Source organism: Polyangium sp. 6x1 (assembly GCF_029946515.1).
Classification (GTDB): domain Bacteria; phylum Myxococcota_A; class Polyangia; order Polyangiales; family Polyangiaceae; genus Polyangium.
Map to the genome: position 1 here is coordinate 37,354 of NZ_JARZHH010000049.1, position 22,288 is coordinate 59,641.

Here is a 22,288-nt window from a genome sequence, read left to right on the forward strand (position 1 = left end):
TTCGGGGCGTCGCCCTTCAAAGCAGAATGCTGATCTTGCCGTTCGTGGTCGGGGTGATGGCGGGCGGCAGATCCGACTCGCCGAGCGCCTGACGCAGGTTGATCTCGATGTTGCGGGTGATGCTCATGAGCGGCAGCGCGTTCGGGCCCGTGGTGAACGGGTCTTCGAGGAACCTGCCGATCGTGTCGAGCACGAGGAACATGAGGGTCACGGCCATCACGACGACCGTCGTGAGCGCGCCGAGGTGCTCGACGAGGCCGAAGGGCAGGATGTAGCAATAGGCCCGCACGCTCCGGTGCGCGAAGACGCGATATCCCGCGGGGATCGGCGTGTTCTTGATGCGCTCGCAGCCGCCTTGCAGCGCGACGAGATCGACGAGCGTGGCGTCGATGCGGCCGAGCCGCTCCTCGCTCAAGAGGCCGGCCCTGCGCGCGAAGGCGACGCGCTCGCCGTTCGTCTGCATGAGCGCGACGGGCACGTTTTTCTGGTGCACGAGGGCCGAGAGCTCCTCCGCGGAGAGCAGCGGCGCGAGGCCCTCCAGCGCGTTTTGTTGCCGCAGCACGGCGCGCAGCGCGTGCACGTACGCGATTTGCCGGTAGAGGATCTCTCGCTTCAGCGCGGCGGCGAGCGCCGCGTCTCCGGGCGCTTCGCCCGACGTGGGCTCGGCGATCCCGGGCTCGAAGAGCGTCGTCGTTTGCCGGGCGAGGGCGCGCGAGGCGTTGACGAGGCCGCCCCAGAGTTTGCGCCCCTCCCACCAGCGATCGTAGGAAGCGTTGTTCCGGAAGCCGAGCAGGATGGCGAGCGCCACGCCGACGATGGAGAACGGCGTCGGCGAGAAAGGCACGCGTACACCGAGCATCCTGTCGGCGAGGTGCAGGCCGAGCGACACCGCGAACACGACCGCGAGGTGAGGCGCATGCATCCGGAGGATGGCCAGCCAGGGGAGCGTGTTGCTGATGACCATGCGGATCGTTCGTTGGAGTCCGAAGGATCCTTGGTTTTCCTTCCCCTTGCAATCGGGGCGGCGGATGCGCGCACCTTTCGCTCTGCCCGGGGAGAAGCCTCGGCTTTCACGAGGCTACCCTTCGGGGCGAGTCGAGGATATAAGGGCCCCCTTCCCGAGGGACGATGCCGATGAAGGATAAGAAATACCGCTGCCTCGTGTGCTCTCACATCTACGATCCGGCGATCGGCGATCCGGACAGCGGCATCGCGCCGGGCACGAGGTTCGAGGACATCTCGACCGACTGGTATTGCCCCGAATGTGGAGCCACGAAAGCTGATTTCGAGCCGATGGACGATTGAACCGTCATAACGTCGTCGGCCGGTCCGTGGCAGCGTGGGCGTGCGAGTGTACGCCGTCGCGCACGGCAAGATCCCGGCGAGGCGGCGGCGCGGCGGACCTTGACGGGCCTTTTCGACGTCGGCTAGGATCGGCTCGTTTCTTACCATCCAAAGGTTAGAGGATACACCACCGACGCCCATCGTCGGTGCTGCCGACGATGGCCGGTTGAAGCCGGCCGTTCGTCGAGCGGACGGGCAGCCCAGAGAGTCGGCTGTTCCACGGAAGGGAACGAGCGCATTCGAATGGACGTATGGATCCGGCCTCGCTGCGCGCGTTCCGCGTGGCCCTCGCTCCGCGAGGGCGTTCGTCCGGGAAGACGCGGAGGAAGTCGGGGTTTGTCCCCGTACCGAAGCTTGCTGATCGTGGTACCCTCGTGACCGAATGCCGGAAAGGGAGGTTTGCGTGAAAAAGTCCAGCTGGGCTTCGAGCTTCTCGCTCGCGATCTCGGCGCTCCTCGCCGCGACGGCGTATGTCGCGTGCACCGATTCGTACCAGGACCCTGAGGCGTCGGGCACCGGCACGGGGCCTGGAGGGCCTGGCGGAGGAGGCATCGGCGGCTCCGGCGGCGTCATCATCGACACCGACAGCGGCGTCGGCTGCGATGACACGTGCTCGAACGACCTCACGGCGGTCGTCGATTGTTATGGTCAGGTCCTGAAGCAATGCACCCCGGACCAGGGCTGCGCGAATGCGAAATGCATCGACAACCCCTGCCAGGCCGCGGAGGAGTCGAAGAGCTCGTACGGCTGCGATTACTGGGCGCTGAAGACGGCGCTCCGGCCGCAGGCGGACGGCGCGTGTTTCGCCGCATTCGTGGCGAATACCTGGTCGAAGCCGGTGCACCTCGAGGTCTCGCGGAAGGGCTCGACGCTCGACCCCGCGACCTTCGCGTACATCCCGAGCATCGGCGCGAACGGTGCGATTCAGTACGACCCCTACAACGCCGCGAACGGGATCGGCGTGGGGGAGGTGGCGATCCTGTTCCTGTCGCGCAAGTCGCAGGGCGCGAGCGTCGTCGATTGTCCGAAGCCCGCGGCGCTGAACCTCGAGACCGGCGTCGTCGACACGGGCAAGGGCGACGCCTTCCACATCACGACGGACTACCCGGTCGTGGCCTACCAGATCGTGCCGTACGGCGGCGGTCAGGCCGCGGTCACCTCGGCCACGTTGCTGCTCCCCACGAGTGCTTGGGACACCAACTATCTCGCGATCAACGCGTACAAGTCGAGCGAGGTCTTCGCCGACGCCTGGCCCTCGCTGGCGATCCTCGCGCACGAGGACAACACGAAGGTCACGCTCCTGCCGAACGTGGCGGTCGTCGGCGGCGGCGGAATCCCCGCGTCCGAGGTGAACAAGCCCGTCGAGTACCTGCTGAACGCGGGCCAGTTCCTGCAGATCACGCAGCCCGAGGAGCTCACGGGCAGCCCCATCGGCTCGGACAAGCCGATCGGCGTGTTCGGCGCGTCGAAATGCATGAACGTGCCGTCGATGCAGGACGATTGTGATTCGGGCCAGCAGCAGCTCGCGCCGGTGCGCGCGCTCGGCAACGAATACGTGGCCGTGCGGTACAAGAGCCGGTCGAGCGGGTCGGAGGAGTCGACGCGCTGGCGGCTCGTCGGCGCGGTCGACGGAACCGTGCTCACCTGGACGCCCACGAAGCCCGCGGGCGCGCCTGCGATGATCGGCCAGGGCCAGGTGCTCGAGTTCGAGGATCCGGGGCCGTTCGTCGTGCGCAGCCAGGACTCGGAGCACCCGTTCTACCTGGGCGCCTACATGACGGGCGGCGCGCCGTTCGCGGCCGTCGGCGATCCGGACTGGGTCAACGTGGTGCCGCCGCAGCAGTTCTTGAAGCGCTACGTGCTCTTCACGGACCCGACGTACCCGGAGACGAGCCTGGTCGTCGTGCGGGTCAAGTCGAAGACGACCGGCGAGTTTGCCCCCGTCACGCTCAAATGCAAGGGCGAGCTCGACGGCTGGCAGGCCGTCGGCAACTACGAGTACACCCGCGTCGACCTCGTGAAGGGCGACTTCCAGGGCGTCGACGGCTGCACGAACGGGCCGCAGGAAATGTCGAGCACGCAGCCGTTTGGCGCCACCGTGTGGGGCTGGGGCACGACGCAGCAGACACTCCGCGTTTCGTACGCCTATCCCGCCGGCGCCGGATTCCTGCCCATCAACGAGATCGTCGTTCCGCCGACGCCGAAGTGACCGTCCACGACGCCTGGGCGGACGTTGCGCGAGGGGGGCGCGCAACGTCCACCCGGTCTGGCCGGGACAATGATACAGAGGACATCGCGTGATGGTTCGACGACATACGGGACCCGCATGGGCAATGCGGGCGAAAAAGACCCTCCTGCCCGGCGCCACCCTCCTTGCGACCTTGCTCGTGCCGTTCGCGGCGAACGCGCAGGACAAGACGTTTTACCTCGACCGGTTGCAGATCGGCGGCGCGCCTGCGGACGGCCTCTCGGTCTGGCGCCCCGAGATCGGGGAGACGCGCCTTTACGGCCAGTTCGGGCTCGGCTTCTCGCTGAACCCGCTGCGCGTCGACAACCACGTCGACAACATCGACAAGGCCCAGACGCTGAAAGGTCCGCCCGTCGCGAACCAGCTCGCGGCGTACATCACGGCCGGCGCCGAGATCCTCGAGCGCGGCGCCGTGCAGGTGACGCTCCCGCTCGCGCTCTACCAGAGCGGCAACCCCACGGGGAACGCGGCCGCCGGGCTCACCCAGAACGTCAACATGCAGGCCTTCGCGCCGATGGATCTCCGGCTCGACGGCCGCTTCATCGTGTTCCGCACGGAGGACAAATCCTTCAAGCTCGGCCTGCGCGCGTCGGCGTTCTTGCCGACCGGCGACGAGTTCTCCTTCGGCGGTGACAAGGAAACGTGGGGCAGCTTCGGCCTCGCCACCGAGTACGACGCGAAGAAATTCTTCATCACGCTGAACGCGGGTTTCGCCATCCGGCCCACCGCGAAGCTGCACGAGCTCACGGTCGGTCGCGAGCTCACCTACGGGGCCGGCGGCTACGTGCCGCTCATGCAGGATCGCCTGCGCATCGGGGCCGAGATCTTCGGCTCGTTCGGCATGCTCCCCGAGACGCTCGGCGAGCTCGACGCCGCGCCACTCGAGTGGTCCGTCTCGGGCCGCATGGCGCTCGACGCGAAGAAGGTTTCATGGGCGGGCCTTTCGGTGGGCTCGCGTCTGTCGGGCGGCTACGCGCCCGACCTGCGGATCGTCGCCGTCGTCGGCGGCGCCTTCCAGCTCAAGGACACCGAGGTCGGCGCTGGCTCCGCGCGTTACCAGTTCCGCGACGACGTCGACACGGACAAGGACGGCTTCCCGGACCTCGTCGACATGTGCCCCGTCGACAAGGAAGACAAGGCGCCGCCGAACCCCGACGACGGCTGCCCGACGATGTCCGATCGCGACCGTGACGGCATCCCCGACAACGTCGACAAGTGCCCGGACAACCCCGAGGACAAGGACGGCATCGACGATCGCGACGGCTGCCCGGAGGACGACGCCGATCAGGACACGGTGCCCGACGCCGAGGACAAGTGCCCGAAGGAGCCGGGCATGCGCGGCGACGATCCCGAGAAGGAAGGGTGCCCGCAGTTCGTCCGTCGCATCAGCGGATCGAGCGAGATTCAGATCACGAAGCAGGTCGAGTTCGAGTTCGACAGCAACGTGATCTTGCCGAAGAGCTACCCAATCCTCGACGAGGTCGTGCGCCTGCTCAGGGCGAACCCCGAGATCAAGCTCGTCAGCGTCGAAGGGCACACCGACGACGTCGGCAAGCCCGAGTACAACGACAAGCTCTCGGCGGCCCGCGCGGCGGCCGTGCGCGACTACCTGATCAACAAGGGCGGCATCGCGGCGAACCGGCTCTCCTCGAAGGGCTTTGGCGCGCGCAAGCCGCTCGCGTCCAACACGACGAAGGAAGGGCAGGCGCGCAACCGTCGCGTCGAGTTCCACATCGTCACGCAGGCGATCGAGGGGCGGTGAGCCTCTCCCGGGGCGAGCGCGGAAGGCCCTTGGGGCGCGCGCTCGTCCTCGGGGTCGTCCTCGCGGCCGCGGGGCAGGGGAGCCCGGAGATCCTGCCCGCCGCGCAGGCCGACGAGCGGATCGTGCTCGGCGTCGATCGCGACGACGACGACGTCGATGGTCGTCCCGACGCGGAGCAGGACGTCGTCGCGCCGTCCACGGACCTCTTCGAGATCGCGCTCCCGAAGGGCAAGGATCGAACGATCGAGGTCCGCGGCGGCGTGGCGCGCCTGCTCGTGGATGGGCGGCCGTTCGCGGGGAGCGTCGTCCCCGCGGGCGCGAAGCGAATCGCGCTGCAGGCCGTGCGGCCGGGGCGTGGCGAGCTCCAGGCGTTCGGACGAACGCGGACGATCGCGGCGATCGACGTGCGGCCCATCGACGGGCAAGGGCGGCTCGTGGATCCGGCGCGCTCGCACGCCTCGCTCGAGCGCACGCCGCCCGAGCGGCTGCCCGCGGATCCGTACGCGAACACCACGAACCCCGACGCGGTGCGGTTCGTCGTCGTGGCCACGCCGGACGATCTGCCGCCGGTCGTGCGCGTGACGGGCCGCGCGCCGTCGGGTGTGATCGTCGATCGGCTCGAGCCCCTGGTGCTCGGCGCGGTGACGTGTCCCGACGGCGTGAGCGCGCCCCTGGTCTGCGCATCGACCACGCCGATCCGCGTGGTGCCTGACGAGATCGATCGGAACCACCCGACGGTGCGGGATCGATCGGTGCGCGCGGAGCTCGGCGGCGCGGTGGAGGTCGGGCTGATCAGTGAGCCGCGCAAGCTCGGCGGATTGCGCATCGCGGGGCCGCGCGCCTCGCCGCTCGGGCCGCTCGTGCGTTATCGCGGCGTGCTGCGCGTGTTCTTGGTGCGCCCGCGGCCGGGCGGTCCGCCGCCCGTGGGTGGGGACGACGCGGGCGCGATGGTGCTCTCACGCGCGGACGTGGCGCAGGCGAGCACGCTCTGGGGCGCGTGCGGCGTGAGCTTCGGGCCGCCCGCGGAGACGGAGATCACGATCGTGGATCCGCCGCGCCCGCACCTCGTGGCGCTCGGCTGTGATCACGGCTTGCCGGCGGCGGGCGGAGGCAAGGTGCGCGTGCGCGTGGACGGGCGCGAGGTCGCGGTGACGCTCGAGAAGGGCACGACGCCCTCGGGCGCGGCGCGCGTGCTCGCGACGGCCATCGCCGCGGCGGGCTTCGTGGCTCGCGTGTCGGACAACGCGACGATCGCTGCGGGCGCGCGCGGCAGCTCCGACGTGCTCGTGCGGCGCAAGAGCGGTGAACCGGCGCTCGTCGAGCCGCCGGCGTCGGGGCCGGTGAGCACGGACGCGGGGCTCACGGCGTGCATCGGGCGCGTCGAGCTCGAGGACGGGCTGCAACACTTCAACGACATCGATGCGATCGCGGGCACGGTCGAGGAGCGCGCGCTCATCAAGGCCCTCGACGACGGCGAGCCGTCGACCATCGAGGTGATCGTGGTGCCGAGCTTCGCGGGCAGCGGCCGCATCGGCGAGAGCTTCATCGGCGCCGATGGTGGCGCGGTGCGCAACGTGCTCATCACGGACCGCGCGGCGCTCCGGGCCGATCGCGCGAGCTTCGCCCTCGCGCACGAGCTCGGTCACGTCTTGCTCGACGATCCTGGACATCCCGACGATTTCGGGCGCGACACGCCCACGCGGCTCATGGACGCCGACGCCGCGAACGGGACGGCGTTCGGGCCGCGGCGCCTGCTCGTCGACGAGTGCGCGCGCGCGATGCGGCAGAGCGGCCCGACGGCGGCCGTCCCTCTCTTGCGCCCGTGGCCGCTCACTCCGCTCGGCAAGGAGCGGTAGCGAGCCGGCTCGTTCCGAGCGAGGGGCCGCGAGAGATTCGGCGGGTCAACGTGCTTCGACCCGTGCTAGACGATGTCCCTCGCATGTCGGTCAGCCAGTCGAGGGCCCTCGCCGGGGGGATCGCGCTTTATCTTGCCGCGTTCGTGGTGCTCTCGATCGCGCTCGTGCGGCTGTTCTCCGCCTTGCTCGGGACGCACTTCGAGCTCGTGTGGATCGCGCTCGTGCCGCTCGGGCTCGGCCTCGGCGCGTGGTTCGGCTCGGCTGTGCGTGGCATCGGCAAGCCGCCGCGCAGCGCCGCGCCGGTCGCCCATTTCGCCGCGCTCTCCGCGGGCGCGATGGCCGTCTCGGTCGTGGTCGGGGTGCGCGCTCGCTCGGTCGACACCTTCGATCGCGCGGCGCTCGGCCAGCTCGCGATCTTCCTCGGCACCTCGCTCCTGCCCTTCCTGCTCGCGGGGGTGACGCTCGCGGGCGCGCTCGGCGTGGCGCGTCGGCGCGTGTCCGACGTCGGCAAGAGCGGCCTGCTCGGCGCGGCGTGTGGCGTCGTCGTGGCGGCGTTCGTCCTGCGCTTCGGGCCTGCGCGCGTGGGGCTCGGCGCGGCCATCGCGGCGAGCCTCGCGGCGGCGCTGTTCGCGGTCGCCGCGCGGCGGGAGGTCGTCGAGGGCGAAGGCGAGGCGGCGCCCGGGGAAGCGGAGGCGCCGCGGGTCCACGTCGGGGTCGTCACGACGTTCGTGCTCGGCTGCTCGGTGCTCCTCGCGGGCGAGATTGGCGCGCCGTACCTCAAGCTCGCGGCCATCCGGTGGATCCAGCTCGACCGCGTCTCCTTCCAGCGCTGGACGAATCGCGGCCTGCTGACCGTGGACAAACCCTCGGCGGGCGCCGCGTGGTTGCGCGCGGACGGCACGATGGGCACGCCGATCTACGACGGGAAGCAGGCGCCGCCGGCCTCGCCGGACGAGCTCGGCTACGTCCTGCACAAGGACCAGGGGCCCGTGCTCGTCGTGGGATCGGCTGGCGGGCGCGGGCTCCGGACCGCGCTCCGGCAGAACCAGAAAGAGATTTACGCGGTCGAGCCGGACCCGACCATCGTGCACGAGGTCATGCGCGGCGAGTCGCGCGCGTGGAGCGGAGAGCTCTACGACAAACCCGAGGTCCGGCTCACGGTCGAGGGCCCGCGCGCGTACGTGAAGCGCCCGCCCGTGCTTTATCGCAGCATCGTCGTCGGGTACGTCGACGCCTTCGCGCCTTCGCCGGTGGGCGCCGTCGCGGCCACGCCGAGCCCGCTCTTCACGACGCAGGCCGTGCGGGATCTGCTGCTCGCGGTCGTACCCGAGGGCACCGTGACGTTGTCGCGGCCCGAGACGGAGGCGGATCGGCTCGTCGCGCTCGCGACGCGCGCGCTGCGCGAGGCGGGGGCCGAGGCGCCCGCGACGCACCTCTTCGGCTGCACGAAGGACAAGATCACCTCGCTGCTCCTCAAGCGCACGCCGCTCCGCGCCGAGGAGATCACGAACCTCCGATCGCATTGCCGGCGGCACAAGTACGGCGAGCTGCTCATGGCGGAGGCGCCGCGCGGAAACCTCCGTCGTGTGCTCGTCGAGGGCGCCGATCCGGCCGAGCTCTCGGCGCGGCAAGGCACGGATCTCCGGCCGCCGACGGACGATCGGCCCTTCTGGTTCTCCACGGTCGCGCCGGGCGACCTGAAGAAGACGCTGCTCGACGTGCGCGGGCTGAAGGAGAACCAGCGGGGGCTCTTGACGATCGCCGCGGGCCTCGTCGTGACCGCGCTCGCGGCGTTCGTCGCGCTGCTCGGCCCGCTCGTGGCGGCGCGGCGGACGCTCGAGGGGGCGACGCGTGGATCGATCCTGCGCGCGGCGCTCGCGCTCGGTTTTTCTGCGGCGGGCGTCTCGCTCATCGGCGGCGCGCTTTTGCCACGGCTCGGCGTGGTCGTGGGCCGGGCGGATCTCGTGGCGCTCGTGCTGCCGCTCGTCTTTTTGCTCGCGCTCGGCTTGGGCTTCGGGCTCGGGCATCGGCCGCGGGACGTGGGCGCGCGCGGCGCGGCGCAGGGCTTTTCGCTCGCCCTCGTGTTCGTCCTCGCGCCCCTCGCGATGGGGCTCGACCCGGCGCTCGGGTGGGCCCTCGGGCTCACGCTGCCGGCGCGGCTCGGCGTCGTGGCCTTGATCCTCGGCGGGATCGGCGTGGGCCTCGGCGCGCTCCTCGCGCTCTGCGTGCGGATCGCTTCGTCGATCGCCGATCGCGCGCTCCCGCTTTCGATGGCCGTCGCGGGATCCTTCGCCGCGCTCGCGCTCTTCGGAGGGGCCTTGCTCGCGCTCCGTCTCGGCTACAGCGCAGCCGTGCTCTGCGGCGGGCTCTCCGTGCTCCTCGCGGCCGTGCTCGTCCCTGCGGCGCGGCGTCCGACGCGGCTCGCGGAGCCTCGCCCGGAGCCGCTCCCCGGCGATCGCGTCACGCCCATCAGTGAACGCCCGACCGTGCCCGAGATCGATCTGCCCGGGGGCGCCTCGGCCCATTCCAGCTAGCGATTTCGTCTCCCCGAAAACCGACATCCCCACAGGGGATTGCTTTCCGGACGTGGGGATTTTTGGCGGGCGCGCGGTAGGATCCGGCAGGAGAGCAGGCAGCGGCTCGGGGGGGACGCTGCTGCTCTCGCGAGCGAGGGGCGCACCGATCGTGCCTCTCGCTCGTTTTGCGTTTGTCAGGACACTCGTTTCCAGGGACCCCGGTGCCGACCTCGTCGAAATCACACGTCCCGCTTGCACTTCCCGCGGCGTGATCTCGGCGGATGTGGATGCCGCGGCGCGACAAATAACGCCCCGGATGGCCGAAACGAATTCCTCCGCTATCCTGGACCGCATCCTCATGTCCAGCGCGATCCCCAAACCCGGGCGAGACACCCTCAAGCAGTCGCTCGTCGAGCTTCTCCCGGTCGCCGACGCCCTCGACGCATCGGATCTGCGGGACGCGGCCGAAGCGTGCATCGTGCTGCTCGACGCCCCGATGCGCGTCGATCAGAAGAGCCTCGCGCCTTTGCTGAAGCTCACGCACGAGCGCGCGGCCGAGGTCTTTCGCCGCGGCGCGCGGGACGCCGACGGCCCCCTGCGCGCCCGCCTCGAAGCCTGCCGCAAGCGCGCCGAGGCGCAGGCCAAGCAAATGCAGCAGTTCCTCCCCACTTTATTTTCCTGATTTCGGGTGGTGGGCGCCTCGTTTCGGGTGCGGGGCCTCTTCTGTCCCGCGATGCGTTTTTTTCTAGCCTTCTTTTTCATCGTCGCCGCATGTGATGCGCCGTCACGTCCCGACGCCGCTCTCCCCGCGCCGCTCACGAAACCAACGCCAGCTCCGGATTCGCCGGCACCTTCGAATGTGCACGCGAATCTGCCTTTGCCTCCGGCGCCGCGTCCGCCTCCGGCCTGCGCCGAGACACGCGAAGGGAGCGGGGCCTGGCCGCGGCCGGACGGGTTCGCGCGGGTCGTCCCTGCCAAACCCGGAACGATCGGGCACCTCGAGCAGGACTTCGACGGACGCCCCGTGCGGCTGCGGTTCGTCGGGACGCACCTTTTTGATCTGCTCGACAAACTCGTCTACGAGGGCGGGCCGACCGAGCTCGCTCGCCGCCGCGTCGCCTGCGCCGCGCTCGACGCGATGGCCCGCAGCGGCGCGCCCGTCGTGCGCCTGTGGGGTTCGCTGAAGCAAACGGGCTCGCCGACCGAGATCAAACACGCCGCCGACGTGCTCGCGCTCCTGCTCGACGAGAACGCGCGCCGCGAGCGGCCTTTGCGCTTCATCGTGACGCTGCAGAACCACCAGGCCGGCTACGGCGCGCCGGACAGCGCGCGCTCGCTCGACGAGCAGGACCCCAAGAGCCCCTTCTTCGCCCGACGTTTTTATCTCGAAGGCGGCTGGAGGGAACGAGGCGCCGGGTCCCTCGCCGATCGCATCGAGGCCTTCGCGGCGCGGCGCGAAATCGCGGAGGACCGCGCGATCCTGGCCTTCGAGCTCGTCAACGAGCTCGACACGTTCCGGAACGTCGCCCGCGGCACCTGGGAGGGCCCCGAGGCCGGCGCCTGGGTGCGCGAATTCGTCCATCCCGCGCTTCGCCTGCTCGGCGAGCGTTTGCCGCACCCGATCCTGCTCGGCGATCTGCGCGGGCACGAGGCGGCCTACGTGTCCTTCCAGCGCGCGTGGGTCGAGGCGCTCCCCGCCTCCCTCCGGGCGCGGCTCGTCTGGACGGCGCACGTCTACACGGACGTGGCGCCCCAGGCCCAGGACCCCGGGTTCGCCCGCGCGACGTGGAAGCTCGACCGTGACCTCACGATCGCCCGGAGCCTGGGTTTGCCCTTCCTGCTCGGCGAGCTCGGCCAGCACGTGCCGAAGAGCGCGCCGCGCTTCTGCCGGGGCGGCGCGAAACACGACCTCGGTCAGCTCTTCGAGGTGGTGCTCGGCCCGGCCGAACCGCGCGGCGAACGCCGCCCGATCGAGGCCGCGATCCTCTGGGGCGAGGGGCTCTGCGATCTCGACCTGGGCGCCGGCCGGCGTATCTCGATCGGCGCGGGCGGCGACTCGGCCGACATCGGCCCGGACGAACCCTCGGCGCGCGAGCGGATCCGCGAAATCCGGCAGGATCCTCGATTTCGCGTGGAATGACTAACGGCAGCAATACTTGACGGCGCCTTCCATCAGGACTGCGCCGCTCGGGGCGCCGCCCTCGGCCGTGCAGGTGACTGGAAGGACGCTGGCTTCGAGGGCCTGGATCGAAAAGGTGCCAGAATCGGCGAGCGCGGAGACGTTGGCGCAGGCGCTCCCCGTGACGTCGATCGGCGGATCCGCGTCCGCCCCCGACCCGGCCTCCTGGCAGCCGTCGGCATCGAAGATTCGATACGTCCCGCCCTCGCAGACGCCGACGTCTTGTTTGCACGTGCAAGCACCGCAATTGCGCGCGTCTTGCCCGCTCGTATACGCGGTGATCGTCTCTCCGTCCCATCCGCTCGGGCACACGCCGCCGCCGCTGCTCCGCACGCAGATCCGCGCTCCGTCGTCGAGCGGAGGCGCGCAGGAGGAGCCCTCCGCACAGCCCGCCCCCGCGGCGAGCTCGCAGGCCGACACGATCTGCTGAAAGAGCCCCGGATCCGTGAGCTCACCTCCGCTCGCCGGGCACGTACCATTCGACAGGAGGTCGCCGGGGTTGATGATGCGACAGCTCGCGGCGCCCGGGTTCAACTGGAAAATGAAGGGCTTCTCGCATCCCCCGACGGTCGCGATCGTCGTGTTGACCGCATCTCCCGAGCAATTCTTGGAGGCCCAGCACCGGAATTTCGGCGGGCTGCAAGCCGCGCCCTCGACGTCGCCGCACGTGCAAGGCGTGCAGGCCGCGGGCACGGGGGACATGTAATGGGCGGATCCCGTGAAGCCCGCGGGGCACGAGGGCCCGGACATGCCGTCCCAGGGCGAGCGCCGGACCCAGAACGGGCCTTCCCAGCCGGGAGGTGCGTTCGGGACGCAGAGGTCCGCACCGCAATCGGGATCGGCGCAATCGACGAGGCCGTCGCCGTCGTCGTCCACGCCATCGCCGCAAACCTCGTCTCCGGAGGCGAGGACGAGCTCCGGCTCGAGGCTGCCAACGATCTGGCACCCGCCCAAAAACGCGAAGAGCCCCACGAAAATCCCGATCCGCCGTTTGTAAGCCATGTCGTTGCCTCGTTCGGGCGAGCACCATACCCGATCCACGAGGAGGGCGTTGCCAGAGCGAGGACGCTCGGCCTACAATTGATGCGGGGGGCCTTTATTCGAAAGGTCCCTTCCGCGGGTGGTTGGCGGATTCCATAGGCTCGCCGCGACGCGGGTGACGCAGTCTTTGGATGGTTGCTTGGGAGCACGATCGCATGAAGAAGCTGACAAACGAGCTCACTCGTCCTCGTAGACCTCGGCAGATTCGGACGGCGGCCGCGCCGCTTCCCGCAGCAGCGAGCCCGACGTCCGTCGCGCTCCGCCGTCGCACCTTCATGATGGGGCTCCTCGGCGGCGCAGCCGCGGCGTTCGCGGCCGGGTGTAGCTCCGAGCCCGCCAATCCGCCGAGCGTCAAGCCGCCCACCACGCCGTGCGTCTCGATCCCCGAAATCGGGGACGGCGAGGACGTCATCACGTACGTCACCCGCATCAAGGGCCAGTACGACCACGAGTTCTACAAGGCCGTCATCGGCGCCGCGAACGAATTCAAGGAAGGCGACGACGCGCTCGGGATCGCGGCTTGCGACCAGACGTCGCGCGACAACGCGCGCAAGCTGCTCGGGAACACGACGGTCAGCGCTCTCGCGGATCGCCCGATGCTCGAAGACGCGGTGTACACGCTGATCATGCAGGCGACCGACGCGGCCGCGCTCGACGGCGTGCGCGCCTGGAAGATGTCGCAGCTCAAGTCGTTTTTGCTCGAAAAGACCGAGGACGAGATCAAGGCCGTGATGGTGGGCCTGCCGAGCGACATCATCGGCATGATCGTGAAGCTCATGAGCAACGACGAGCTCATCAAGGTGGGCCAGACGGTGTTCAATCCCCTGCCGGGCTCGAAGATCGGCGCCAAGGGCTACATGGGCGCGCGTATCCAGCCGAACTCGCCCACGGACGATACGACCGACATCATCTGGCAGGTGTTCAACGGCTTCGCCTTCGCGGTCGGCGACGTCGTGCTCGGCAACAACCCCGTGTCGAGCGAGGTTGCGAGCGTGCACGCCATCGAGGAGGCGCTGAAGGACGTGCTCGTCACGTTCAAGCTCGAAGACGTGCTGCCGCATTGCTGCCTTGCGCACATCGACGTGCAGGCCGAGGTGGAGAAGCAGTTCCCGGGCTCCACGGCGCTCTGGTTCCAGAGCCTCGGCAGCACGGTCGACGCGAACGCGACGTTCGACGTGACCGTGGAGAAGATGCTGAACCACGCGGCCGAGCGCCCGGGCAAATACGGCCTCTACTTCGAGACGGGCCAGGGCGCGGACGCGACGAACGGCCACGGCGCGGGCTTCGACATGGTCGTGCACGAGTCACGCAAGTACGGCTTCGCGCGCGCGCTGAAGAAGAAGGTGGCCGATGCGCAGAAGGCCGCGGGCAACGCCGAGGCGCCGTGGGTGCACCTGAACGACGTGGCCGGCTTCATCGGCCCTGAGGTCTTCCGCACGAAGGATCAGCTCGTCCGCTGCTGCCTGGAGGACATCGTGATGGGCAAGCTCCACGGCCTGCCCATCGGCCTCGACATCTGCTCGACGCTGCACATGTCGGTCGATCTCGACGATCTCGACTGGTGCATCGACCAGATCATGCCGGCGAACCCCGCCTACCTCATGGGTTTGCCCACGAAGAACGATCCGATGCTCTCGTACCTGACGACCGCATTCCAGGACCACGTCCGGATCCGCGAGAAGTTCGGCTACAAGGTCGACGACAAGATGTGGGCCTTTTTCCAGGAGCTCGGCGTGATCGACGCGCAGGGCAAGCCCACGCAGTACTTCGGCAACGTGAAGTACGTCTATGCGAAATACGTGAAGGCGAAGAACCCGCTCGACATGCGCACCGTGGACGAGATCATGAATGCGCAGGAGACGCTCGACGCGCTCGACGCCGTGAAGAAGCGGGGCGTATTCATCGCCGAGGGCTACGGGACGAACCCGTGGGATTTGAACCCCGAGCTCGACAAGTACATCCGCGACCTCGTCGCCGACGGCAAGAAGAGCATCTACGCCGACCTCGAGCCGGCGTTCGTCGCGACGATCCCCACCGCGGTGAAGATCTGGACGGGCGCAAAGGATCGCGACGATTACATCCTGCATCCGCCGACGGGCGAGCAGATCAAGGAGGACGCGATCCCGGAGATCGAGAAGCTGCGCGACGCGCACGCGGGCCAGTACGACGTGCAGATCATGATCTCCGAGGGCCTGAATGCCTACTCGATCTCGGATCCGGGCCACGTCGACAAGTTCCTGCCGGCGCTGCGCGCGAAGCTCGAAGAGGCCGGCTACAAGGTCGCGCCCGAGCACGTCGTGTGCACGGCGGGCCGCGTGCGCGCGGGGTATCACGTCGGCGAGGTGCTCTTCGGGAAGCTCGCGGACAAGCAGAGCACGCGCGCGATCGTGCACATCATCGGCGAGCGGCCGGGCAGCGAGCACCGCGCGTTCTCGGTGTACATGACGACCCCGAAGGTCGAGGTCTGGGCCCAGGCGGGCAAGGTCGACCACGACATCACGAGTGTCCTCGCAGGCCTCGCCGACACGACGTACGCCATGAATGCGAGCATGCAGAAGGACCCGGTCGAGTCCGCAAAGCAGGTGGTGACGCAGCTCAACGATCTGCGCGCGAAGGCCTGAAACGAAGGCCGCCCGGGGGCTCGGCTCGGGAGCGCCGAGCGAGCCCCCCGGCGCGCGGCTCATTGCGGCAGCGCGATCTCCCGGAGATCGGTGCCCGCCGCGTACGAATAACTCACGTACGAATCGAACCCGCCCACCAAAACGAGGATCGGCACGCCGGCGACGACCCGGTGGACGCCGTCATTTTGCTTGCCCGGCAAGGTGATCACGAAGTTCGAGAGGCTTTCGATGAGCGGGAAGCTGAGCTGGCAGTCGTAGACGAGCAGCTCGGGCGGAAGGCCGCCGCGCTCTTCGAGCGTGAGGCCGTCGGCCGGGGCGACCGCGCAGGCATCGGCGTCGACCAGCATCTCGTCGAGCAGGGCGCCCTGGCCCGCGGGCACGACGATCGAGATGTAATCGAATGCGTATTTGTCGGGGGTGAGGAAGACGTAATCGGGCCGAGCCTGCTCGAGCGGGGGGACGATGAGCAGGCTCGGATCGCCGCCGGGCAGGCCGCGCCGTACGCCCGCGGCGTCCTGGCTGCTCATGATCTGGGCCGCGATGACGGGCTCCGTGCTCTCGGCCGTGAAATGGCGGTACGTCGTGACCTCGGCGGAATCGCCGAGCCATTTCAGCTCGAGGACGTCGTAGGGCGGCGGCAGGCTCGTGGTGATCTTCGCGCCGGCCTTCGAGGCGGCGACGAAGCGGACGTAATCGGGCTCGGGGACCTCGTCGATGAGCCCGCCGGCCTGCTTGACCATGTGCGTGCGGCTCGGCGTGTGCGGAATGGCGAACGATTTGCCGGCGGTGCGGACCGGATCGAGCTGATCTTCGAGGTGATCGGCGCAGCAGCGGCGGTACGCGAGGGTCGGGAAATGGGGCGCGTCCGAGGCCTCGCCGCCCGTGAAGACCGCGATGGGCCCGGTCGACTCGATGGTGCTGCCCGTGAAGTCGGCGTTGAAATCGCCCGTCTCCAGGTTCAGCACGTCGAAGGCATCGAGGCGCACCTCGATCGTGCCGTTCGCCGGCGTCTCGAGCACGGGGCCGCCGCCCACGACCTTCGCCGCCGTTTTCACGCGCACGAGGGTGTCCGGCTGCGTGCCCACGACCGTGAGGAACGAGCGGAGGTGGATGGGCGCGTTCGGGTTGAAGTTCGTGTCCGGATCGTCGGTCGCGGCGATCGTCTGCGGCCAGCCGACGACGACGTACGACGTGATGAGGCTGTCCCCGACGCCGAACGAGAGCGCCTCGGTCGGCTTCAAGAGCGACGCGTCGTTCGAGAAGACGTTCACGTTCTCGAGCGGGTTGAACTGGTAAGCGACGACGGGGAAATCCGAGCGGATGCGGAAGGCGTGCCTCGTCAGCGCCGTGTGCGTGCCGGTGTCGTATTCGCCCTCGGGGCTGCCGTCGACCTCGCGCGGGCCGAGCTTGAAGACCTGGAGGTTCAGGGGCGCGATGACCGCGGTGGCGATGTCGTAGGGCGCCGCGGGCGAGCCGGGCAGGCTGTCGTCCTGCGCGATGTGCACGGAGACGGCGACGTCCGGGTGCGGGTTCGAAACGACGACCGCGAACTGCTGCGCGGCCGCGTTGCTCGTTGCGTCGATCCTCGCGTTGTCGAGGTCCACGGCCCAGTACTCGCAGCCGACGTTGCTCTTCTCGACGGTCGCGCGGCCGCAGAGGTCCACGCAGCTCCCGAGGCGGCACGCGATGCCTTTCGACGCATCACACGTGTCGATGAGCGTCGCGACGGTGCCGTCGGCGTTGCAGCGGTAGGCCTCCTGTCCCTTGCAGGTCCCATCATTCGGGAGGCAAGCCGTGCAGCGGAGCAAGGTCGGCGCGCAGACGAGGCCCTCGGCCGCGCAGTCCTCGACGAGGGTCCACGCAGGGCCCGCGCCGTCGTCCGTGCAGCGCTCGAGCGCGGTCGTGCAGCGCTCGAGGCCGACGACACACGCGGGCGGCGGCGGGGGCTTCGGCTCGACCTCTTCCCAGCGGGTCGATTTGTCGAAGCAGCTCGCGAGCACCACGAGGGCGCCGAGGACGAGAACGCCCCGGCCGAGCCTCTTCGAGCGCCTGGATCGCTCGTTCATGCGCGTTTCCTCGTCGCGGTCACAGGAACACGTTGAAGTAGTCGAGGGCGTAGGCGCTCATCCCGCTCGGTCGAATGTCGCGGTAGCGGAGCGCGCCGTAGGAGAACTTGTCGACGCGCGCGCCGTAGACGCCGATGGTGAGGGGTCCGCCCGGCAGGCCGCCTTCGGGGAAGGGGAAGCCCGAGAGATCCGGGACCTCGACGGCGTGCGAGCCCTTGGGCACGACCACGGTCCAGCGGATGAGGCCGCCGCCGCTCGCGATGTCGTAGACCGAGAGGTCGATCGCGGAGCCGCCGGCGCCGAACGTGGTGGCGAGGTGACGGCCGTCCCAGGCCGCGCCGCTCGCCGGCGTGTTCAGCGTCGGCACGCCGACGAACCCGTCCACGAGGAGGCTCTCGGCGGTGCTCGTGGAGAGCAGGCGGCCGACGACCGACATCGGCGCCGAGGCCTGCGGGCCCGTGACTGCGCGGGCCGTGGAGAGGTACGTCGCGCCAAACAGCGAGCCGTCGAGCGCGGGCAGGCCGACGAACGGGATGGGGCCGGCGAGCGGGAGGAGCGGCGTTTTCACGCCCGAGGGCAGGATCGCGTAGCCGTCGTTGCCGAGCATCACGGAGACCGTGGCGCGCACGCGATCCGGCCCCTTCGGCCCCGGCGCGGGCGGCGTGACGTCCATCGTGAGGGCTTGATCGAGCGTCCGATCCATCACGATGTAGACCTGATCGGTGTACGCGCCCGGCTGCACGCTCACGCCTTGCACCATGCCCATCGCGTAGGCCGTGAACTTGGGCGCCGCCGTGTTCGTGGTCTCGATGCCGGCGAGCGCGTAGAGGGCGCGGTTGCCGGCGCTGCTGCCGAGCTGGAACGCGTAGCCGATCTCGCCGGGCGTATCCGGGAGGACGGCCGTGGAGGGGTGCGGGAGCTGGAAGGCCGCGGTCGGGTCGAGGTTCGCGTGGAAGACGTACGCGGCCTGGCGTTCGCCCGGCGCGGGCGCTGGGATGTTGATCCAGGGAGATTTCTTGAACTCGACGTTGCCGGTCCAGACGAGCTCGCCGCGGATGCCGCCGCCCGCGCCGGGTTTGCCCCCGACCGGCGGAGGATCGCCGTCGGCCACGCACGCAGGGCTGAGGACGGGATCGAGGTAGACGGTGACGGTGTCGACGGGGACGTCGACGAACGAGATGGGGCTGTGGCACTTGGCCGCGATGGTCACGGTGCGCGGCCCGGTGAGCGAGGGATCGTCGAAGAGGATCACGCCCGTCGAATCGACCTGCTTCACGAGCGCGGACGGCAGATCGCTGCCGACGATCACACGCGCGCCGGGGATCGGATCGCCCGTGAAGTTGTTGTAAACGAGCACCTTGAGCTTGCCCGCGAGCGGATCGCCGGAGAGGCCGCCCTTGAAGCCGTTCGTGCTGTCCTCGTAGGTGTACGCGTCGAGCACGACGATCGGCTGGCCGTCGCCCGCGTCGACCGAGACAGGCTTCGCGCCCGGCGTGCCTTTGGGGACCGTGCACGTGATCGACGTGGGTCCGTTGACGGTCTGCGTGGTGCAGGGTTTGCCCGCGATCTTGGCGACCGCGCCGGGCCCCCAGCTCGTGCCGTCGCCGACGATCTCGACGACCGTGCCGCCGGCGACGGGCCCGCTCGACGGCGCCGCGTAGAGCGCGTCGTAGGCGTATCCGCCGGGCAGCGAGCGGCGCGTGGAGTCGTCGTCGCCCTTTTGCACGGTGAGCGTGACCGGGCCGGCCGTGCCCTTGGGCGCGACGATCTGCAGGCGGGTCGGGTCGATCGGGACCATCGTCGACGCATCGGCCTCGACCTCGCCGAACCAGACGCGCGTGGCCGCCGCGAAGCCATTGCCGCGGATGAGCACGCGCTGGCCGCCGGTGAAGGGGCCGTGCGTGGGATCGGCGCCGATCACGGCGTAGGGATCCGCGTTCGGGATGTCGGGCGCGGCGTCGATGGGCGGCACGCCTCCGTCGAAATTGATGAGCGGATCTTCTCCGTCACCGTCGGTCTGCCGACGGATGCCCTCGGGCGCGCCGGCGATGCACGCGGACGCGGTCAGCGCGATGAGCAGGAAGCCCCGGAGGACGAGCTTTTTCGGGCTGGCTTTGAAGTCGCGCACACCTCGAGTGTACGCGATGCAGGCAGGTACGGGCGAGGCTCGCCGCTCAGGATTCCTTGCTGGTCAAGCCGAGGCTCGCCTGTTTCTCGGCGAGCGCTTTCACGGCCGGCTCGATGTCCTCGAACGGCTCGTTGAAGTGGATGGCGACGGCGTACGGCCAGATGTCCGAGACCTCGACGCTGCGCCGCTCGTCCCGCACGACGCGGCCCTTCACCTCGCGGCACTGGTTCGGATCTCCGGTCAGGTACAGCGAGAGCGTGACCTCGTCGCCGATCTTCACGCGCGCGCGGGTCAAGAGGAGCGCGCCCGAGACGCTCAGGTCGCGGATCACCGCGGTGCGCTTGTTTCCGTTGCCCGTGTCGACGTGGGCGGGGAAGACGGCCGTATGTCGCAACGCGGTGCGGCGGTCCGATGCAGGACCCGACAAGGGGCCTTCGGAAAGCGGTGCTTCTTCTTCACGATCTTGGTTGCTCATGGGCGTTCCTCGGCGCGCGCTCGGGGAGCCATCTTCCCGCGGGAGCGTCGTTCGTGACAAGGCCGAACGCCCCGGACACGGTGTGCCCTCGGACCGCTGCTAGCTCCGCGCGACCTCTTCGCGATCACCCCTACCAGCGAGGCGCGCGACCGTGTCGAGCAGCGTGCCGAGGTCGAAGGGCTTCTTGAGGAACGCCGCGCATCCGAGCTCCTGCGAGAGCCTCCGCCCCTCCGCAGCGCTCATCATCACGACCGGGATGCCCCCGAGCGAAGCGTCTTCGCGCATGAGCCGCAGCATCTCGGCTCCATCCACGACGGGCATCATGCGGTCGAGCAGCACGAGGTCCGGCCGCGATTCGGCGATGCGCGCGAGCCCCTCACGCCCGTTCGAGGCCGTGATCACGCGGTAGCCCTCCGCGGTGAGGAGGTCGCTCAGCACGTCGACAATGTCGAGTTCGTCGTCCACGACGAGGATCGTCTTCACGCGCTCCCCCGGAGGCGCCTTCGCGCGCTCGGCCGCTCCACCTCGATCCCCTGGCTCGAAATGTGGAGCTTCCGCAAGGAGGGATCGTGCTTGCCGCCGGCGACCTTGCGCGTCGCGACGAACCTGCGCAGCCGACGCCCTTTTTCTTCCTCCTCGAGGACGATCACATTGTCGACGAACGCCGCCTGCGGCAGCGAGCCCGTGCTCGGCACGCGCTCCCACGTGGAGATCGTCTCCGCGAGCAGCGTGGTCGCGCCGCGTCTCGCGAGCTCGGCCCACAGCGCTGCATGGAAGCGATCGAGTCGCTCGACGTCCGTCACCATGTTGCGGAAGCCGCGGAGCTCGTCGATGAACACGCGCTTCTGCCCCTCCTCGCTGACCTCGTCGAGTAGGCGCCACGCAACTGCGTCCGCCGTACCCTCGGTGGGAGGGTACCATAGCATCGTCAGCTCGGAGCGATCGAGCGCGCCCTGGGCGTCGAGCCCAATCCCGCTTGCGGCCTGGACGATCCGCGCCGGGCCCTCGCCGAAGCCGAGGTAGATCCCGCGCTCGCCGCGGCGGATGCCCTCGAGGAGGAAGCTCATCCCGAGCAGGGTCTTGCCCATCCCGGGGGCCCCGATGAGCGCCGTGGACGATCCGGCGAGCACGCCTCCGCCGAGCATCGCGTCGAGCCCCGGCACGCCGAAGCCGAGCCGCCCTTTCGGGGGCACCGTGGAGGGAGGCGGGAAGGGCCAGGCCTCGAGCCGCGGGTAGACGTGGAAGCCCTTGCTGTCGATGTCGATCGCGTGGGCGCCGAGCGCGTACTTCGTGGCCCGCATCTTCTCGACCACGAGCTCGCGCTCCGAGCGCGCGCCGATGCGGCGTTTGTCGAGCGTGATCAGCCCGTCCACCGTCGCCTGCTCGGGCCGCGGCATGTCGGAGGCGCGCTGCGTGGCGAGCAGGAGCATCGTGCAGCCGGTCAAGCTCGCCGACGTCGAGAGTGTCAGCAAAAACCGCTTGAACACGCTCGTCGTGGGGGCGAACTCCTCCGCGGTGCCGAGCCCGTCGAGCACGAGGAACATCGCGCCGTGTTCCCGGATCGTACGGCCGAGCAGCTCGAGCAGGCCGTCGAGCCCGCTCTGTTCGAGCACACCGTACCCGCTCATGTAGACGATCCGGTGGGGGACGAAGGTCGGGTCGAAGAACTCGAACCCCCCGAGATGCGCGAGCATGCGGGCGTGCGCCTCCGCGAGCAGCGTGACGTACACGGCCGTCTGTCCGGTCGCGGCGCGGCGGAAGGTGATCTGGTTGGCCAGGATCGTCTTGCCGCTGCCGGGCGGGCCCACGACGAGGTGGACGCTACCGGCCAGGAAGCCTCCGCCGAGGACGGTGTCGAGGCCCGTGATCCCCGTGGGAATGCGGTCGAGGCTGGGTCGCTCGGCGTCATCCTGTTTCATGGCGTGCCCCTGGGATGCCGGTGGTCCGTCCGCCGTCGCGTTCTCCTCTCTACGGATAGCGCGTGGGGAGGCTCACCGCGAGGAACCGAACGAAAGGCCAGCTCCTTCCGTTGACAAGCCCCATGTCGCGGGG

Annotated in this window: 15 protein-coding genes; 8 read left to right on the plus strand and 7 right to left on the minus strand. The window is 69.5% G+C overall.

Features of this window, described 5'->3' with window-relative positions; genetic code table 11:
* Window positions 1–16: 16 nt before the first annotated feature.
* A complete protein-coding gene (locus QHF85_RS34565) occupies window positions 17–964 on the minus strand; it encodes a bestrophin family ion channel (RefSeq protein WP_281331648.1) in 948 nt (315 codons plus the stop codon).
* A 170-nt stretch (window positions 965–1,134) separates the two neighbouring features.
* Here QHF85_RS34565 and rd point away from each other — a divergent pair, with 170 nt between their 5' ends.
* The 7 genes from rd (at window position 1,135) to QHF85_RS34600 (ending at window position 11,866) form a co-directional block, all read left to right on the plus strand.
* Window positions 1,135–1,305, plus strand: coding sequence for a rubredoxin (gene rd, locus QHF85_RS34570; RefSeq protein ID WP_281331649.1), 171 nt, complete (start codon window positions 1,135–1,137; stop codon window positions 1,303–1,305).
* Window positions 1,306–1,747: 442 nt separating this feature from the next.
* Window positions 1,748–3,553, plus strand: a complete 1,806-nt coding sequence (locus tag QHF85_RS34575; RefSeq protein ID WP_281331650.1) for an IgGFc-binding protein — start codon at window positions 1,748–1,750, stop codon at window positions 3,551–3,553.
* A 124-nt stretch (window positions 3,554–3,677) separates the two neighbouring features.
* Window positions 3,678–5,354: an OmpA family protein gene (locus QHF85_RS34580; RefSeq protein ID WP_281331651.1), complete on the plus strand. Its 1,677-nt coding sequence runs from the start codon at window positions 3,678–3,680 to the stop codon at window positions 5,352–5,354.
* Window positions 5,351–7,210 (plus strand): hypothetical protein, encoded by a 1,860-nt coding sequence (locus QHF85_RS34585; RefSeq protein WP_281331652.1) that lies wholly within the window; start codon window positions 5,351–5,353, stop codon window positions 7,208–7,210. The genes QHF85_RS34580 and QHF85_RS34585 overlap by 4 nt, the downstream gene beginning before the upstream one ends.
* An 83-nt stretch (window positions 7,211–7,293) precedes the next feature.
* Window positions 7,294–9,744 (plus strand): hypothetical protein, encoded by a 2,451-nt coding sequence (locus QHF85_RS34590; RefSeq protein ID WP_281331653.1) that lies wholly within the window; start codon window positions 7,294–7,296, stop codon window positions 9,742–9,744.
* Between the two features lie 340 nt (window positions 9,745–10,084).
* A complete protein-coding gene (locus tag QHF85_RS34595) occupies window positions 10,085–10,408 on the plus strand; it encodes a hypothetical protein (RefSeq protein WP_281331654.1) in 324 nt (107 codons plus the stop codon).
* A 177-nt stretch (window positions 10,409–10,585) separates the two neighbouring features.
* The gene (locus tag QHF85_RS34600; protein ID WP_281331655.1) at window positions 10,586–11,866 is read left to right on the plus strand and encodes a hypothetical protein; all 1,281 of its coding nucleotides are present in this window, start codon (window positions 10,586–10,588) and stop codon (window positions 11,864–11,866) included.
* On the opposite strand, the gene QHF85_RS34605 is transcribed toward QHF85_RS34600, so the two are convergent.
* The gene (locus QHF85_RS34605; protein ID WP_281331656.1) at window positions 11,867–12,907 is read right to left on the minus strand and encodes a hypothetical protein; all 1,041 of its coding nucleotides are present in this window, start codon (window positions 12,905–12,907) and stop codon (window positions 11,867–11,869) included.
* Between the two features lie 194 nt (window positions 12,908–13,101).
* Here QHF85_RS34605 and eutB point away from each other — a divergent pair, with 194 nt between their 5' ends.
* On the plus strand, window positions 13,102–15,567 hold the full coding sequence (gene eutB / locus QHF85_RS34610) for an ethanolamine ammonia-lyase subunit EutB (protein ID WP_281331657.1): 2,466 nt from the start codon (window positions 13,102–13,104) through the stop codon (window positions 15,565–15,567).
* A gap of 59 nt (window positions 15,568–15,626) precedes the next feature.
* On the opposite strand, the gene QHF85_RS34615 is transcribed toward eutB, so the two are convergent.
* The 5 genes from QHF85_RS34615 to QHF85_RS34635 form a co-directional block, all read right to left on the minus strand.
* Window positions 15,627–17,633 carry an IgGFc-binding protein gene (locus QHF85_RS34615; RefSeq protein WP_281331658.1) on the minus strand — a complete coding sequence of 669 codons (2,007 nt, stop codon included), beginning with the start codon at window positions 17,631–17,633 and terminating at the stop codon, window positions 15,627–15,629.
* Between the two features lie 19 nt (window positions 17,634–17,652).
* Entirely contained in the window at window positions 17,653–19,761 is a 2,109-nt protein-coding gene (locus QHF85_RS34620; protein WP_281331659.1) for an IPT/TIG domain-containing protein, read from the minus strand.
* Window positions 19,762–19,807: 46 nt separating this feature from the next.
* Window positions 19,808–20,236, minus strand: coding sequence for a PilZ domain-containing protein (locus tag QHF85_RS34625; RefSeq protein WP_281331660.1), 429 nt, complete (start codon window positions 20,234–20,236; stop codon window positions 19,808–19,810).
* Between the two features lie 99 nt (window positions 20,237–20,335).
* Window positions 20,336–20,719, minus strand: a complete 384-nt coding sequence (locus QHF85_RS34630) for a response regulator (RefSeq protein ID WP_272421676.1) — start codon at window positions 20,717–20,719, stop codon at window positions 20,336–20,338.
* Window positions 20,716–22,155 (minus strand): ATPase domain-containing protein, encoded by a 1,440-nt coding sequence (locus tag QHF85_RS34635; RefSeq protein WP_281331661.1) that lies wholly within the window; start codon window positions 22,153–22,155, stop codon window positions 20,716–20,718. Before QHF85_RS34635 ends, QHF85_RS34630 begins: the two co-directional genes overlap by 4 nt.
* Window positions 22,156–22,288: the final 133 nt, after the last annotated feature.

Coding starts and splice junctions, on each gene's coding strand:
- QHF85_RS34565 (WP_281331648.1), bottom strand. CDS start 964: ATGGTCATCAGCAACACGCTCCCCTGGCTGGCCATCCTCCGGATGCAT.
- rd (WP_281331649.1), top strand. CDS start 1,135: ATGAAGGATAAGAAATACCGCTGCCTCGTGTGCTCTCACATCTACGAT.
- QHF85_RS34580 (WP_281331651.1), top strand. CDS start 3,678: ATGCGGGCGAAAAAGACCCTCCTGCCCGGCGCCACCCTCCTTGCGACC.
- QHF85_RS34590 (WP_281331653.1), top strand. CDS start 7,294: ATGTCGGTCAGCCAGTCGAGGGCCCTCGCCGGGGGGATCGCGCTTTAT.
- QHF85_RS34595 (WP_281331654.1), top strand. CDS start 10,085: ATGTCCAGCGCGATCCCCAAACCCGGGCGAGACACCCTCAAGCAGTCG.
- QHF85_RS34605 (WP_281331656.1), bottom strand. CDS start 12,907: ATGGCTTACAAACGGCGGATCGGGATTTTCGTGGGGCTCTTCGCGTTT.
- eutB (WP_281331657.1), top strand. CDS start 13,102: ATGAAGAAGCTGACAAACGAGCTCACTCGTCCTCGTAGACCTCGGCAG.
- QHF85_RS34615 (WP_281331658.1), bottom strand. CDS start 17,633: ATGAACGAGCGATCCAGGCGCTCGAAGAGGCTCGGCCGGGGCGTTCTC.
- QHF85_RS34625 (WP_281331660.1), bottom strand. CDS start 20,236: ATGAGCAACCAAGATCGTGAAGAAGAAGCACCGCTTTCCGAAGGCCCC.
- QHF85_RS34635 (WP_281331661.1), bottom strand. CDS start 22,155: ATGAAACAGGATGACGCCGAGCGACCCAGCCTCGACCGCATTCCCACG.